Genomic DNA, 15,239 nt, shown 5'->3' with positions numbered 1-15,239 from the left:
ATCTATAATGCTCCTCTTTTGAACACTCTATCCAGTTAAAAGGATCACATGCCTGGCAGCAATGATGAAGTCTTGTTTAATTTCCTACTAACACAAAAATCGGTTACTCAAGAAACACCCTATGATGTGATTGAACAGGTTATACAACGTTCAATTGACTATGTGAAAGAGGAACTTATTAATGCCCGCATTGCCAATCTTGCTCTCAATATCAATGGTAAGCTTGTTCTGGCGCAAGTCTATGTTGAAAGGCAAAATGGTTTTGCACCGACCCGAGAGCAACAATTTGGCATAACCCCGACATCCTATAATGTGCAAATCCGAGAGCGGTTAATGGTTCGCAAGTTATTCTGGAATGTATTCCAGAAGGCCAACACTTAGTCTTGAATAATCTTAGCTCCAGCATAGGAAATAGTTATTCCAGCTCGCCTGCGTGATTATCAATTAGAACTTTTTAATAATTGCCGAGAATTTATCGACAGCGTCGCTCGGCCTCTGGTAGGAAGTTGTCTGGCAAGATTGATATGGGGGTTGGCGCAGGGAAAACCTTCTTTACCCTCACCCTGTTACAGTATTTAAAACATAAGATGCAAAATAACCCTGGCAAGCTGGCGCCTTCCTTTTGTATGGCTCCCGATGAAGCGGTAGCTGAAGTAACAAAGCGCTCAATTAATCGCCAGGGTATTATAAGTGCTATGAGTTCTGCAGCTATCACCAGGCAAGAGCAAATGCCAGACTCGGAATTCATAGCGCTTTATCAGGAAATAGCTGAGCGGGCAGCGCAGGAATCTGAGCATGTTGATGAATGCCTGAATCAAGGCTTGCAGACTGAAATCCTTGATTTTTGCCGGGGCAGAGGTTTGCATCCCAATAATCTGATTAACTTGATTTACAACCAAGGACAGGCTGCTGGCAAGCAGCAAGTGTTTAAAGACAGTATTGATGTGAAGCGCTTACTTTTGTTAGTCGAAGGGCAAAAAACGATAAAAAATAAAACGGGCATGTTAGGCGTTTCAGCCCTAAGTAATTTATTAGAGTAATTTGATACCTTAAGCAATGTGCTAGCTCAGGGCGCTTGTGCAGCCGATCTCTTCCAAATTTCCAAAGGGCTTATTTTCTCAAAAACACAAAACGCCGAGTTAAACGCTGTAGTTGTTCGCTTGCACGGTAAAGCATGGTTATTCCGGCACCTTCTTTGCTAATCCACCAACTGACTCAGCGGAGTACTTGGGTGATTTTGAGGAGGGGCTTAGGAAGGAGATTCCTTCGTTTGGATGAGGTTATGCATATGAATCCGTTCGGGCTGAGGAGGCCTTTAGGCCGTCTCGAAGCTTTTCACAGCAGTGCTTCGAGACGTGAGCTAGCGCTCACTCCTCTAGAACAGCTTTCATTATTTATACAACAAGATTCAGCAAGCGCATTAAAAAGCACGAATAATAGATAAGCCCAACCAATAACTGGTACACAGGCAGCAAGAATTATCATTCCAGTCGAGGGATGAGCAAAGTCCCAATTTTGTGACTCTTGCTTATCTTCTGATCTTGAAGAGAAAAAACGAGGAGAAGAATTACCAAACTCTTCCAAATTAATGGCCTTTGTTGTTATCGTTGCTATATGATTATCGTCAATATTATCTCGCGTTAAACGTTGACCGACTGGTCTATTTTCTACAGTTTCCCCAGAAATAATTCTTTGTGGTACATTAGAAATCCCTTCTAATATTTGTACATTTGCCAGATCATCAGAGTCTATTTCAGGAAGCTCTAAATTATCTTTATATTTAAAGCAAAACTGTAACAAGAGCTTCATTTTTTCTATATTTGATGCGAGAGGCCAGAAATAGGCTCTTTCATGCTCGGGAGCGGCAAAGGGATCGGTGTTTCCCCTTAGATATTTCCGTCCTCGTGTATAAAAATCCTCTGGGAGGATTGATAGGTTAGCTAAAACGTAATCACCTATAGCATAGATATTTTGTAATCTACCTTCATTGTTTTGGGCATCGGATCGTTCTACGTGCTTCCATGTTTCTTGAGCAATTGCATGCGCACCTATATTATAGCCATACCTTAGTTCATCCTGGAGCATCGTATAAATAGTTCCTCCAAGAAACAAACTTATCATTTTTCTTTGTTTTCCAAGGTCGTCACTTGTTTCTAAACGATGATATTCTCTGTGAACCGTCATTAGGACTATTTGTGATTTGTAATGAATAGTTCCATCAGATGGACCAACATCCGCATATAAATTGTGGGGAAACCCAGTATATGAAAATAGTTTTTTGACTAATTGCTTGATAATAACTTGCATAATTTGTTTGCTGATTCATAACACCACATTGTGGGCTAATTATAATCAAATGTTATTCTTAAATCTCATCATTTATCTTGATATCTCATATTCAAAATGATGGTGTGTTTTCAGTAGAGTGAAGCGGTAACGTTATAAGTAATTTGTTTGCCGCTAACTCACATTCGATTACATTGAGGTGTTTTATAATCGGCAGCGACTACATTCTACTCGGGGATATCTGACACCAGATGAATTTCAGTTAGCAACATAAAGTTGGTGTCCGGGATTTCGAGGCAAGATCAGAGCATCACACATTTGGATAACTTGCCCTTTATTCTTATCCCTTTTATTGAGCAAGCGCACCATATTTTCAGTAGTGACAGGAGATAGATCCCGCGGTCACGCCGCGGGATTTCGGTATAGTCGATGTAGGCGGGCTGTTAAGTCTATAGCTGTTAGGCTAAGGGCTTAAGAAGTATCGGAGGGGGGCTGGTTCGAAGTTCTTTCCCGATATTTGCCCCCAAGCGGCTGAGTTGCTCAGCCCGAACGGTGCCACTAAGCTCAATCACAAGCCCGCAAAATCAAATCCGCCGCTTTTTCAGCGATCATCATTGTAGGTGCATTAGTGTTACCTGAGGTAATAACCGGCATTATTGAAGCATCAGCAACACGTAAGCGCTGTAGGCCATGCACTCTGAGCGAGCTATCGACTACAGCGCTTTCATCATTTCCCATCTTACAACTGCCAACAGGGTGATAGCCTAAGGAAGAATGATTACGAAGATAGTCTATCCACTCTTGCTCGCTATTGATGTTTCCACCGGGGAAACGCTCAGAGAGCACATAGGGTTTGAATGCCTTGCTTTGCATGAGCTTTCTAGCAAATTGACAGCCAGCCAGAAGAGTTTGTACGTCTTGCTCATTGGCTAAGGCTTGATAGGAAATCAAGGGCGGGTGTTTGGGATCAACACTTTGTAATTTGATAAAGCCGCGAGTCTTCGGACGACAAATATTGGGGGTAAGGACAAAGGCGGCTTGTTTAGACAGTGATAACTTGCCCTTTATTAACTCATAAGAGAAGGGCGTGAAATGGATTTGAATGTCTGGTTGATATAAATCCTTTCTTGTCTTGAGAAAGCAAAGGGCATGGGCGATGGGTGTTGCTAAGGCACCGCCGCCCTGGCTTAACCATTGCCAAAGATGCTTCAGGCCGCGCCAGGGATGTAGGTCAGTATTATAGGTTGAAAGATTAACCAAGGCGCTTAACCAGCTGTTGGGATGCTCCTGCAAATTCTTGCCCACTCCCTTAAGTGGATGAATACATTGGCTAAAGAGCTCATCAGCGGGACCAACACCGGATTGCAAAAGTAGTTTTGCTGAGTTCATGGTACCGGCACAAAGAATAATTTCTTTGGTGGCATGAAAGAGTTCTAAACCCCCTTTAAGGTAAACACTGACACTTTGGGCCGTTTTAGCGGAGAAATTAATCTTATGAACTGTGGCTTCGCTAATAATAGTTAGATTCTTGCGCTTGGCTGCTGGCTTAAGATAAGCCTCTGCTGTACTTTGGCGCCAACGCTTGGATTGATTGGTTTGGCAAATACCAACACCCTCTTGCTCCTTCCCATTGTAATCTGGATTGAAAGGAATTCTTAATTCCTGGGCGGCTTCAATAAAGACTCGAGTAAGCGCGTGGGGTTTAATAACCTCACGAACTTTCAACAAACCCGTCGTGCCGCGATATGGACTTGTCAGCTCCTGAAAGGATTCAATCTTTTTAAAATAGGGAAGAACATCTGCATATGACCAACCTTCATTACCCAAGGCTTGCCAGTTATCAAAATCCAGGCGATGGCCGCGAACATAGACCATCCCATTAATAGAACTACCGCCTCCCAGGCATTTTCCTGCAGGCCAAATTGCCTCGCGATTTGCGCAGGAACTATCTGCCTGCGCAGGTAAACGCCAGTCCCAATTCTTATTAGCAACTATTCTTGATTGGCCAACGGGTAATTTAGTAAATAAATGATTGGCATTTCTTCCTGCCTCAATGAGTAAAACGCTGTAGTTTGGGTTTGCTGATAAGCGATTGGCAATAATGCATCCGGCTGTACCGCCGCCAACGATAATAAAATCAAAATTTTTCATAATAAGCTCAGTGTTAAATTTAAAACAAAAATCGGCCTGGATTAGCCAAAACTTTTTAAAAACTTAAGATTGAGCCTAGCTAGACAGCTAAGAGAAAACGTTTGAAGGTACGATGTGCTTTTAAGGCATAGATTAAACCGGCAGCGAGAGCAGCGTCATGTATGAAATTATTGAGATGTTTCATAAGGTTCATGAGAATACCGGTCAAAGAGGCTGGGGAGTATAACAGAGTGATGTAGAAAATAAAGGGTTTGTTTTTCCTGTTATCCCAATGTAGCCGTCATCCCGAACATAGTGAGGGATCTCCGGGATTAGCACAGTGCTGCACTCAGGAGATGTCTCTCTACGTTCGACATGACGTGCGTCTTTGGGAGCGCAGCGAAGGATCTCCGGAACTAGCACTGTGCCACATTCAGGAGATCCTTCGCTGCGCTCTGGATGACGGAATGCAGGGCGTGAATGCTTACCCCCGCTCTTTAAAAGCCTTAAAGGCATCAGTTAAGTCAGTAGCATCCTTTGTTTTAAAGCCTATCAAATAAAATAAATTAGGACCTTCTATGAGGACATTGGTGCAATTGTTGCCAGAGAGGCCAATATAATAATCAGGTTGTTTTTGATTTTGCTTAGCGAAGTCTTTCGCTACATGAATTTTCGTGCTAGGGGATATTTGATACTGATAATAAGAAGAAGCATCCATCCTGGAAGGAAACACATGAATTCTTTCAATATGTTCAAAGCTTAAAAAAGCAAGATTGTAGTTTTCTCTTAAATTTTGTTTACCCAGATTAGTAATATTGAATTCTATCTCAATGCCATCATTGATCAGTTTATAGGTTGATGGTTTTGCAATCTTATCAAAGAAAGAGTTAAAAAAATTCTTCAGCGGAGATCGGGTGATTAGATAGATTAGGTAGCCTGCGATCAGGGCAAAAAACTTTGAAGAAAAAGCAACTTTAGACCCTGGAAATACTTGCTTAAGCAAGGGAAGGAAGTACGTCTTTCCCGTTGTATAGAGGAGGAAAATAAAAACAATAGAGCCGATAAGATTAGAAAGGGTTACATAGTTGCTAAATAGTTTACTGCGGCGATTATTCCCTGCAGCGGGTGGTTTTTCTATTTTTAAACTTTGAGAGAGCAGAATAAGGGATCTATCTGTAGCAAAAGCCAGGATAAATGCGCCTAAAGTCCAAGGGTACAGGGAGGGGGTAAAAACTAGGTTTCCATATATTGAAAGCATAATCAAGAAGCCTTGAACAGCAGCTAAGACTAGCAAAGCAGAAAAGTAAGAGCTGCTTTCTAAAATTTTTCCTTGGTTCATGATGGGTACCTTGTTGTTTACCTAGCTAAACTTTAGATCAATTAGATTACCCCTCCCTTAACGAGCTATGAATTTTTTTCATCTGCTATTCCCTCAGGCAACGCTCAACTTTAAGGCAACATAGGGGCCATTCAAATTAAAGGGTCTGTCTTGCTGTGCTGCCGATACGATACCCATAGTTCCTGTTGCAAAATCAGGTAAGCCAGGGGTGGTACCTGTTTCCACCAGGTTTTGTGGGGAAGTGGTTGAGATGGCATTCAGATATGAAATTAATCGGTATCCACATTCCACGCTAAAATTGGGCACTTGCTTGGTTTGGATTTGATACATAAGGCCTAATTTGCCGTCAAAGCCGAGCACAACCTGGGTTTTACTCGGTGTTGTAATTTGCTGTCTGCTAACAGCAAAACCGTTTTGTTGCAGCGTGGTTGAAGTCGAGCGGAAGTCTTCATCAACCTTTGTTTGCCCAACGTTTAAAGAACCAAAGACTGTTCCAACAAGACTGAAGCCTTTAAAGAGCTCTAATTGACCACCTAGTCCTAAATCAGGGCCTAGGCCTCTAAATTTGGAGGTTGAATGAATATTGAATGAGAAATTTGGGTCGGCTGGCAGGGGTGCGGTAAGTGGCGTCGTCGCGCCAACAAAATTGCCGAAGGTGGTCGAGAAGTTCTGCTTTAGAGAGAGCAGATTAATACCCGCCATAATTTTAGCCTTAATCCTTTCTGTCGATGGCGTAAAATTCTTTTCCAGGTTTATCGCTACGTTATCGTAGTTATATTTTAGTTGCGTCTCAGCACGGCGAATACCAAAGACTTGGGGTCCCATATCAAAGGGTGGGCCTACAAAGGCAACATTGGTAAACTGCGTTGTCTGATTTCCTCGCTTAGAGGCCGAGTCTTTCGACGATAAATGAATCCAATCGACACTTGCCCCCAGTGAACTGTCTCTAAACTGGTATAACAAACCCAGTTCAAAGGCTGAGGTATAAGAGGGATCGACCGATTGGGCATGCCAGCTCTGAGAAAAAGGCTGCTCGCCAGCCACATAGTAAGCGTAAGTATGGTTGTTACTCATGGGCTGCAAATAGAGCCAGGCTCCTGAAACTTCAAAGTGGGCAGGGCTTTCCCCCATGGTGCCTGCATGGGTAATCAATGAAAAACATAGGGGTAGGAGTCCGAAGGAAAGGTTTTTAAGTTTCATATAATTTTTACATCCTTGAAAAAACTAAAAAATACGCAGGATGATATAGAAGTTTTTAGTTGCTGTAAATTGGATTTAGGTTCGTTTGGGAGAGATGGTTTTTGAATGCCCCTCATCCTCCCTTCGGGCACCTTCTCCCCTAAGGGGCGAAGGGATTTTTCTGCTTGTTTTCCCTTCTCCCCGCCGGGGAGAAGGTGCTCGAAGGGCGGATGAGGGGTCTTAAAAACCTATTGAATCACACAACCCTCTTTATTAATCACAATAGTTGCATTAGGAACAAGTCGAGTTTGTAACATTTGGCAAGAAGCTACAGGCTGGCTATTTATGTCGATATTCAGAAGCACAGTGGTTTCAAGCTCAAACTTTTTAATTGCATTATAGCGGTCAATGTTCTCTGCAGAGATGCCTTTGAGCTTGCTATAAGTTTCCAGGCAATGCATTTGATCAGTTGGAAACGTGGAGCAATCACCAGATCTTGTGCGTAGTTCCACATCAATTTTACTGCCGTCAGGTAAATCTCCACGTTTAATTTGAAAATTTGCTGCCATTGATGCCGTAGCAAAGAGGGCAATAACTGCTGTACAAAAAACCTTTTTTATTGTCATGGTAAAACTCCTGATAAAAAATTTACTGTAATAGGTCACCCCTGCCACCCTAACATAGTCCGTCATCCTGAGCGTAGCGAAGGATCTCCTGAATGAAGCACCGTGCTAATCCCGGAGATCCTTCGCTACGCTCAGGATGACGGAATGCGGGGGCGTGACCTATTACAATTTACATTAACCGCGGCTCTATTGGAGCATTTTAACGCGCCAAGTTCAATAAAGTGCTTCTTCTAAAAACTGGCGTGCTTTTTGGGCATATTCCAACGGTGGGGCTTTGACAGGATCCTGTTCTGCTTCAACAATCATCCAGCCTTGGTAGTTAATACGCTTTAATTCTGCCAGCACCTGGGCAAAATCAATACTGCCATCACCGGGAACAGTGAAAACCCCAGCTCTGACTGCGTCCATAAAATTCAATTGCTTAGGTTGCAGAGTACCAAAGACCGACTGGCGGATATCTTTAAGATGGACATAGCGAATTCGTTCACTATATTTCTTAATGAGATTAACAGGGTTGATCCCTGCTAAGGCTGCATGGCCTGTATCTAACAATAATGAAATCAACTCGGGGCTGGTATTTTGCATCAGAAAGTTAATCTCTTCTTCAGTAAACACGCCGGTACCCGCATGATAGTGATAAACCAATTGCATTTTATGATCATAAGCGATTCGACCCAGAGTATGTAAACCTTGAATTAAATTGTCCCATTGCTGCTCATTAAATTGTGGCTTATGTTCTCCTAAAATAGGCAGGTTGCTGCCTTGAATAGCATGTCCGCATTCACAAATATTCAAATAATTCGCGCCTGAAGCACGGACAAAACTGAGTTGATCGAGAAAATTTGACAGGGTTTGCTCGTATTTATCGTCCTCAGTGAAATAGGTGCTAAACCAGCTGCTTGCCAAGACCAGACCCTTATCGGCTAAAACTTGTTTTAATTGCTCAGCATTGCGCGGATATTTATTGCCTAACTCAGTACCAATATAGCCCGATAAGGCCATTTCACTGATGCATTGTTCAAAGCTGATATTGCCGCCCAAATTGGGGTCATCATCGTTACACCAGTTAATCGGCGCAATACCTAATTTAATCGTCATCTTAGTAATCCTTAGGGTCTGTTGATATTTGAGGGCGCGAACCAAAAATCGAGATAATTTCGCGCAAATTTTAACTTGAGTGAGGCGAATAGCCAGCTCTATTTAACGAACTCAAGCTAAAATTTTCGCAAATTAGCTTGATTTTCGGTCGTGACATCAAATGTCAACAGACCCTAACAGTCTCAAGTTGTGTTTGCAGGTTTTGATAGGCGTTTTTCACTGCTTCAGATTGTGAGATAGCCGCTACATCAACCCGCCACCAGGTTTCATAGCCCTGTGACATTGTTTTAGGAAGTACAGGTAAAACAATGACAGCGCTGCTAGTTTCTTTTTTAGCCGCATTCAAGGCTTGTTGAAAGGCCTCATAGGTCTCGGAATAAAAGGTTTTAGCCCCTAAGGCTTGGGCATAGAGGCAGAAATTAACAGGAAGATAATCACCTTTGAGTTGATTGCTTTGTTGATCACGATAGCGAAATTCATTACCAAAACCCTGACTGCCATTGGCTTCCTGTAAGTTGCGGATACATTGATAGCCATGATTGTCAAAGACGATGATCGTTATTTTCTTGTGCTCTTGAATGGCAGTGAGTAATTCCGAATGCAACATAATAAAACTGCCATCGCCGACTAAGACATAGACTTCGCCCTCAGCCTTGGCTAGCCTGACGCCAAGCCCTGCGGCAATTTCATAGCCCATGCAGGAATAGGCGTATTCAAGATGATAATCTTTGGGGGCTTTTGAATGCCATAAGCGATGTAAATCACCGGGTAGGCTGCCTGCAGCGGCGACGATGACATCATCCTTATTAGCAAATTGATTTAAGACTCCTAGGAGATGGGTTTGGTGTAGACCCTTTGCTGTTGTTGCAGAGGGGGAGCACACCCGTTCTACCTCCTGATACCAGCTGTCGCGGTAGTTTTTAATGTCCTGCTGATAGCGCTCAGAGGTTTGATAGGTTCCCAGTTTTGCTGATAGTTGCTCCAGGCCGCAGCGCGCATCGCCCCTTAGCATCAGGCTATTCATTTTTAGTGCGTCAAAGCGGCTGATATTGAGGTTTATCAGTTGGCAGTTTTCATTCTTAAATCCCCATTTTGAGGAGGTGGTGAAATCTTGCAAACGAGAACCGACAACGAGTATGACATCAGCAAGGGCGGCAAGCTGGTTGGATGCGGCTGAACCGGTAACGCCAATGCCGCCAATATTTAAGACATGAGTAGCGGCTAAGGCGCTTTTACCAGCCTGGGTTTCAGCAACGGCAATCTGGTGTTTTTCAGCAAAGGCGGCCAGGGTTTGAGTGGCTAGCGAATAATGTACACCGCCGCCGGCAATGATGAGTGGGTTCTTGGCCTTCTGCAACAAGCTTAGAGCACGTTCAAGCGCTTGCTCATTAACGGGTTCTCGTTCAATTTCCCAGACACGTTTCGCAAAAAACTCTGCAGGATAGTCATAGGATTCCGTTTGCACATCCTGGGGCAAACACAGGGTCACTGCACCTGTTTCAGCTGGATCGGTTAACACCCGCAGGGCATTGATACATGCCGTCATTAATTGTTCAGGGCGTGAAATCCGATCCCAATACTTGGAAACAGGCTTAAAGCAGTTATTGACTGAGATTGTATAGTCATGACTGACTTCTAGCTGTTGCAAAACGGGATCAGGCTGGCGGCAGCTAAAAATATCGCCGGGAAGCAGTAAGAGCGGGAGGCGGTTAGTTGTTGCTGTTGCTGCTGCGGTGATCATATTTGTTGCGCCAGGACCAATTGAGGAGGTACAGGCAAAGATCCCTAAGCGGTTTTTTTGCTTGGCAAAGGCGGTTGCAGCATGAGCCATTCCCTGCTCATTATGTCCCTGGTAATAGAGCAGGCCATGGGCATCATATTCCAAGGCTTCGCCAATTCCAGTTACGTTTCCATGGCCAAAAATACCAAAGACACCTTGAACAAAGCGGTATTCTTCAGAATCCAGGCTGATATATTGATTGGCCAAAAAGCGTAATAGGGCTTGAGACATCGTTAAACGAATTTTTTTCATCCTAAGCATCTCCATGGTTTTCTTTAAGCTTCCATACACGTCTGTTAGAGGAAGAGTCCCGTGTCCAAGCGTGTTGTGGAAGAAAGGTTGGTAAAAGATAGGGGTTTTCTTCCTGATGGCGAATAAACCATAGGGTATAAAGGGCATAACCAGGCGCAGTACAGTGAGCGTGGGTTTGCCCCTGGCTTATTTGATAGGTGTCATTCTGCTCAATGCGCAGGGTCTCTGCGCCATTTTCACCGAAGGCATAACCCTGGGGTTCAGAAAAGCGATAATGATAAATTTCAGGTTGCGAATGATAATGCGAAGGATAGCTTGACCAGCGTCCCTGAAAGGTGATGATTTCACCAACCACTAGATTTGATTCGGGGCGATTCCGCTTATCAAAGACGGTTCGTACAATCCGATAGGAGGTATCGTCCAAGAGATCTTTGCCGCGATGATCGATTTCTACACTATTATGCTCATTAAAGAAGACGGGGGCAAAATAGCGGTCATTCTCGGTTTCAATCAGTAAAATTTCACAATCAGTTAAGGCATTAACGGTTGCATTTAGTCCGGCAGCGCCATGCAAAACGCGTGGTGGCTGGGAAAAATAATCGGCACGTTCGGTTTTGATGGATTGGTTGTCAAAATTAAAAATCACTCGACCCGTCATTAGCAGCGCAGCAAATTCAACCCTAGGATTAAAGCGGAATGATTGGCCTTGATGGAGTTTTAGCGAATAAAAATTCATCAATGAATGCGGATCATTTTCATCAGTTTTTAGGATGGGATTAAGGCCGACATCAAAGCCCAGGGGGTTTTTAATTAGTATTGGAGAGGCCTGATTTAGGCTGTCTTGTTGATGAAGTTGTGCAAGGCGTTGCGATTTCCAAACCAGAGGGTTTTGAGCAAATTCCTCCATGAAATAATTGAGCTCATCCCAATAGGGAATTGCCGGTGAGCAGCCATGGCGAGTGACTACCAACGCACCGGCAGCATTGGCAAAGCGCATTGCTTTCTGCCAATCAGCCCCGGTTAACAAGCCGCGTAATAATCCAGACATAAAACCATCGCCTGCTCCTAAGACATTTAACACCTCTACAGGAAAGGGTTTGGCTGAGGAGGATGAGGCCTGGGCAAAATGAATCTGGCAACCTTTGACGCCTAATTTTACGACGATCGGTGCGTTAGATAGTGAGCGCAGAGTTGCCAGCGCCTGAGCCTTAGAGTCAAAGCCCCCGGCAATCGCAATCTCTTCCTCGGTGCCTACGATCAAATCACAATAGGGTAGGATTTTCTGATAGGTTTCGCTGACATGAGCGCTAGCAATATATCGTGTTTCGCCGTTACCAACGGTGGTTAATTGCCAGAGGACGGGGCGGAAGTCTAAATCGAAAATGATTTTTGTGCCTAATTTTCTGGCAAGTTCGACAACATGAAGCGTGGTGGCAAACATAGATTCAGTCGAAAGGGCTGTTCCGGTAATTAAAATAGCTTTGGCTTGGCCGATGATTTCAGCATCGGCATGTTCTGGCCTTAGCTGCATATCGGCACAATCCTTGCGGTAAAACATGAGTGGAAAATCCGAAGGAGGTTTAACTCCGAGAAGGACTAAGCCGGTTAAATGATTAGCTGTTTCATAGAGCAAGTCGATTGCAACCCCTTCTTTTTTAAGGGTGTTTTTAAGAAACTTCCCCATTTCATCTTTGCCAACACAGGAAAACATCAGCGACTTTAAGCCGAGCCGGGCCGTACCGACAGCAATATTGCCCGCACAACCACCAAGGTATTTATGAAAGCTTTCTGCCTCGGCTAATTCAGAGCCAATCTGTTCTGCGTAGAGGTCAACAGCAACTCGTCCCATGCAAATTAAGTCGATGGGTCTATCTGGTTCAAATTGGAAAACGTTTTTTTTCATGGTTAATCCTAACTTATTATGCAAAGGGCCATTGAGAAGCCCCCCTCATCTGCCCTTCGGGCATTTTCTCCCCAGAGGGGTGAAGGGAAAAATTAGGGGTATCCCTTCTCCCTTTTAGGGAGAAGGTGCCCGAAGGGCGGATGAGGGTAGCGTTCTCAGTGGCTAAGTTTCTCTCTAACTTAAACCCACAGGACGATTACTCACCAAAGACTGTTGCGCCGCCTTAGCAATTAAATGGGCTTGCAAACCGTCAAAACCAGAAACAGGGCTGGGTTCATTATTTGCCCAGGCTTGATAAAAGGCCTGTAATTCCGCTAAGAAGGCTTGCTCATAGCGCTCAAGGAAAAAATAAAGCGGGTTGGCAAAGGAGGATTCAGTCGCCAGGTATTCTTTGACCGCATGATTTAACTGATTTTCAGCCTGTAACATTCCCTTTGAGCCAAAGGCTTCTATGCGCTGATCATAGCCGTATACCGCTTGCCGACTGTTATCAATGACCCCTAAGGCGCCATTGGCGAAGCGCAATTGAATAATGGCCGTATCAATATCGTTATAGGCTTCAAAATCAGGATTGATCAGAATAGCGCCCATGGCATGAACCTCAACAATCTCAGAAGATGCGAGAAAGCGTGCCATATCGAAATCGTGAATGGTCATATCCATAAATAAACCACCGGAGGTTGCACAATATTCCTTAGGCGGGCAGGCAGGGTCGCGCGAGGTAATGCGGATTAGTTGGGGGGTGCCAATATGACCTGCTTTAACTCGTTTTCTCAGGGTAGCAAAGCTGGGATCAAAACGCCGGTTGAAGCCAAGTTGGAGCAGGGAATTATTGCTGGCAACGACATCCAGGGTTGAGCGAATTTCTTCTTCCGAAAGACCGACTGGTTTTTCACAAAAGATAGCCTTTCCCGTGTTGGCCGCGGCTTTTATCTGTGGGCAATGCATGGTTGAAGGCGTTGCTAAAATCAGGGCATCGAGATTTTTATCCTCAATTAGCTCCTCGGCATTTAAGCTTGTTAAGGGAATATTTAAGGATTCAGCCCAGACCTGATCCAGTTTGGGATCAGCAATCGCCATGAGCTCAAATTGAGGCAAGCGGTATTTGATGTTTTCGGCATGTAACTTACCGATTCGCCCTGCACCAATAATACCAATTTTGCATGTTCTTGTTTTATTCATAAAATTTTCCGGGTTAGGTTAAATACGCATCACTGTTTTCGAGCTCCAACTGTTTGTCTCGGCTTTTGCTTATAGGTTGTCCAAGTTCACGAATTCTTTTCCCTGCTGCCAAATTGCTTTCAATTTTCTCCAGGGGAACTCCTGTTGTTTCAGGAACAAAATAATAGCTAAACAGAAAGGCTAAGAAGCAGAGCAAGGCAAAGAGGCCAAAGGTGAAAACCTCGCCATAGCTTTGGTAAATTTGCAGAAAGGAAATAGACACCAGAAAGTTTGCACCCCATTGGATGACCGTTGCAATACTCATAGCCATACCGCGGATTTTCAAGGGGAAAATTTCAGAAATAAGCACCCAAAATAAAGAGCCGACACTAATGCAATAGCCGACAACAAAACAGGATAAGCCGATGAGTACGCCAAAACTTTGGATAGACGAATGCCATTGAAAGAAGAGGCATACAACAAACAAACTGAGGGCGGCAAGCAGAGTCCCGCCTAAGAGTAAAGAACGTCGGCCGATTTTATCGACATAGAATAGGGTAACTACCGTAAAGATAAAATTGAGCAGGCCTATCCAAAAAGTAGCGAGAATCGCGTTTTTTACCGGAACGAAACCAGCTGATTCAAAAATAACCGGACCATAATACAAAATGGCATTGATGCCCGAAAACTGTTGGAAAACCCCCAGGCCGATACCTACTGAGAGCACAGCGATAATCGTTGGTTTTAAAAATAATCGCTTGTCGACTATGGCGTTATGGTTGATATGGTTCATGATTTCATCAAGTTCAGCATGAATATCAGCACCCTCGGCACGGATTTTCTTCAAGGTGCCTAAGGTTCGCTCTGCCCCATATCGTTTCATGAGCCAACCTGGCGAGTGGGGGACAAAAAACATACCGACAAATAAAACAAGGGCGGGAATAATTCCCATACCTACAATAAATCGCCAGCTTGTGGGTGATATATCGTGGAAAAAATAACCGATCAGATAGGCGACAGCCTGGCCAAAAGTGATGGCTAAGCCATTGATAAGAATAAGTGCGCCGCGTTTCTGCGGTGGAGCAATTTCAGCAATAAATAGGGGGGCGATATAGGAGGCAATGCCAATACAGATACCAATTAGAAACCTGCCATAGAGAAGGATGTTTAACTCCCTGGCTTGGGCACAAAGCAAGGTCCCAACAATGAAGCCAATAGCAACTAATTTTAAAAGAGAGCGTCTGCTAAGCCGATCTGCAATAAGTCCGCTTAGAGGAATCCCAAAAATAGCGCCTAAAAGGCTAAAACTAACGACCTTAGACCATTCCCAGGTCGTGAGCGAAAGCTGAGCTGTAACCTGATCCTGGATATTGGCAACGACGCTGGAATCAAAACCAAAAAGAAAACCACCAAATCCTGAAATAACTGCTATGAGTATTACGAGCTTATTGATACCTCTGTCCATATCGACCGTCCTGTCAATGT

12 protein-coding genes and 1 pseudogene are annotated in these 15,239 nt (G+C 44.0%); 3 read left to right on the top strand and 10 right to left on the bottom strand.

Annotated elements, in window-relative coordinates:
• Positions 1-48: 48 nt before the first annotated feature.
• Positions 49-381: a hypothetical protein gene (locus BN1094_RS08150; protein WP_043873948.1), complete on the top strand. Its 333-nt coding sequence runs from the start codon at positions 49-51 to the stop codon at positions 379-381.
• Positions 382-506: 125 nt separating this feature from the next.
• The gene (locus BN1094_RS08145) at positions 507-1,040 is read left to right on the top strand and encodes a hypothetical protein (protein WP_141650448.1); all 534 of its coding nucleotides are present in this window, start codon (positions 507-509) and stop codon (positions 1,038-1,040) included.
• A gap of 295 nt (positions 1,041-1,335) precedes the next feature.
• Here the strand turns inward: BN1094_RS08145 and BN1094_RS08140 are convergent, their stop codons facing one another.
• A complete protein-coding gene (locus BN1094_RS08140; protein WP_043873946.1) occupies positions 1,336-2,307 on the bottom strand; it encodes a hypothetical protein in 972 nt (323 codons plus the stop codon).
• 163 nt (positions 2,308-2,470) lie between these two features.
• Here BN1094_RS08140 and BN1094_RS19655 point away from each other — a divergent pair.
• Positions 2,471-2,560: pseudogene (locus BN1094_RS19655) on the top strand (IS3 family transposase); the annotation flags it as partial.
• A 290-nt stretch (positions 2,561-2,850) separates the two neighbouring features.
• Here the strand turns inward: BN1094_RS19655 and BN1094_RS08135 are convergent.
• The 9 genes from BN1094_RS08135 to BN1094_RS08095 form a co-directional block, all read right to left on the bottom strand.
• Positions 2,851-4,437: a GMC family oxidoreductase gene (locus tag BN1094_RS08135; RefSeq protein WP_043873945.1), complete on the bottom strand. Its 1,587-nt coding sequence runs from the start codon at positions 4,435-4,437 to the stop codon at positions 2,851-2,853.
• Positions 4,438-4,900: 463 nt separating this feature from the next.
• Positions 4,901-5,755, bottom strand: a complete 855-nt coding sequence (locus tag BN1094_RS08130; RefSeq protein ID WP_043873944.1) for a hypothetical protein — start codon at positions 5,753-5,755, stop codon at positions 4,901-4,903.
• Positions 5,756-5,848: 93 nt separating this feature from the next.
• Positions 5,849-6,955, bottom strand: a complete 1,107-nt coding sequence (locus BN1094_RS08125; RefSeq protein WP_043873943.1) for an Lpg1974 family pore-forming outer membrane protein — start codon at positions 6,953-6,955, stop codon at positions 5,849-5,851.
• Between the two features lie 227 nt (positions 6,956-7,182).
• A complete protein-coding gene (locus tag BN1094_RS08120) occupies positions 7,183-7,560 on the bottom strand; it encodes a hypothetical protein (RefSeq protein ID WP_043873942.1) in 378 nt (125 codons plus the stop codon).
• Positions 7,561-7,773: 213 nt separating this feature from the next.
• Positions 7,774-8,658 carry a myo-inosose-2 dehydratase gene (iolE, locus tag BN1094_RS08115; RefSeq protein ID WP_043873941.1) on the bottom strand — a complete coding sequence of 295 codons (885 nt, stop codon included), beginning with the start codon at positions 8,656-8,658 and terminating at the stop codon, positions 7,774-7,776.
• 163 nt (positions 8,659-8,821) lie between these two features.
• Positions 8,822-10,690: a 3D-(3,5/4)-trihydroxycyclohexane-1,2-dione acylhydrolase (decyclizing) gene (iolD, locus tag BN1094_RS08110; RefSeq protein ID WP_043873940.1), complete on the bottom strand. Its 1,869-nt coding sequence runs from the start codon at positions 10,688-10,690 to the stop codon at positions 8,822-8,824.
• Between the two features lies 1 nt (position 10,691).
• A complete protein-coding gene (gene iolC / locus BN1094_RS08105; RefSeq protein WP_043873939.1) occupies positions 10,692-12,593 on the bottom strand; it encodes a 5-dehydro-2-deoxygluconokinase in 1,902 nt (633 codons plus the stop codon).
• A 174-nt stretch (positions 12,594-12,767) separates the two neighbouring features.
• On the bottom strand, positions 12,768-13,775 hold the full coding sequence (gene iolG, locus BN1094_RS08100) for an inositol 2-dehydrogenase (RefSeq protein ID WP_043873938.1): 1,008 nt from the start codon (positions 13,773-13,775) through the stop codon (positions 12,768-12,770).
• A gap of 13 nt (positions 13,776-13,788) precedes the next feature.
• Complete coding sequence (locus BN1094_RS08095; RefSeq protein WP_043873937.1) at positions 13,789-15,219, bottom strand: sugar porter family MFS transporter; 1,431 nt, start codon at positions 15,217-15,219, stop codon at positions 13,789-13,791.
• Between the last annotated feature and the right edge of the window lie 20 nt (positions 15,220-15,239).

The sequence above is a fragment of the Legionella massiliensis genome, assembly GCF_000756815.1.
GTDB lineage: Bacteria > Pseudomonadota > Gammaproteobacteria > Legionellales > Legionellaceae > Tatlockia > Tatlockia massiliensis.
The sequence above is the reverse complement of the archived record's forward strand: the minus strand, read 5'-3'. Positions and strand labels throughout refer to the sequence as shown.

Excerpts from the sequence above, each read along its gene's own strand:
- BN1094_RS08150 (WP_043873948.1), top strand. The coding sequence starts at position 49 with ATGCCTGGCAGCAATGATGAAGTCTTGTTTAATTTCCTACTAACACAA.
- BN1094_RS08140 (WP_043873946.1), bottom strand. The coding sequence starts at position 2,307 with ATGCAAGTTATTATCAAGCAATTAGTCAAAAAACTATTTTCATATACT.
- BN1094_RS08135 (WP_043873945.1), bottom strand. The coding sequence starts at position 4,437 with ATGAAAAATTTTGATTTTATTATCGTTGGCGGCGGTACAGCCGGATGC.
- BN1094_RS08130 (WP_043873944.1), bottom strand. The coding sequence starts at position 5,755 with ATGAACCAAGGAAAAATTTTAGAAAGCAGCTCTTACTTTTCTGCTTTG.
- BN1094_RS08125 (WP_043873943.1), bottom strand. The coding sequence starts at position 6,955 with ATGAAACTTAAAAACCTTTCCTTCGGACTCCTACCCCTATGTTTTTCA.
- BN1094_RS08120 (WP_043873942.1), bottom strand. The coding sequence starts at position 7,560 with ATGACAATAAAAAAGGTTTTTTGTACAGCAGTTATTGCCCTCTTTGCT.
- iolE (WP_043873941.1), bottom strand. The coding sequence starts at position 8,658 with ATGACGATTAAATTAGGTATTGCGCCGATTAACTGGTGTAACGATGAT.
- iolD (WP_043873940.1), bottom strand. The coding sequence starts at position 10,690 with ATGAAAAAAATTCGTTTAACGATGTCTCAAGCCCTATTACGCTTTTTG.
- iolC (WP_043873939.1), bottom strand. The coding sequence starts at position 12,593 with ATGAAAAAAAACGTTTTCCAATTTGAACCAGATAGACCCATCGACTTA.
- iolG (WP_043873938.1), bottom strand. The coding sequence starts at position 13,775 with ATGAATAAAACAAGAACATGCAAAATTGGTATTATTGGTGCAGGGCGA.
- BN1094_RS08095 (WP_043873937.1), bottom strand. The coding sequence starts at position 15,219 with ATGGACAGAGGTATCAATAAGCTCGTAATACTCATAGCAGTTATTTCA.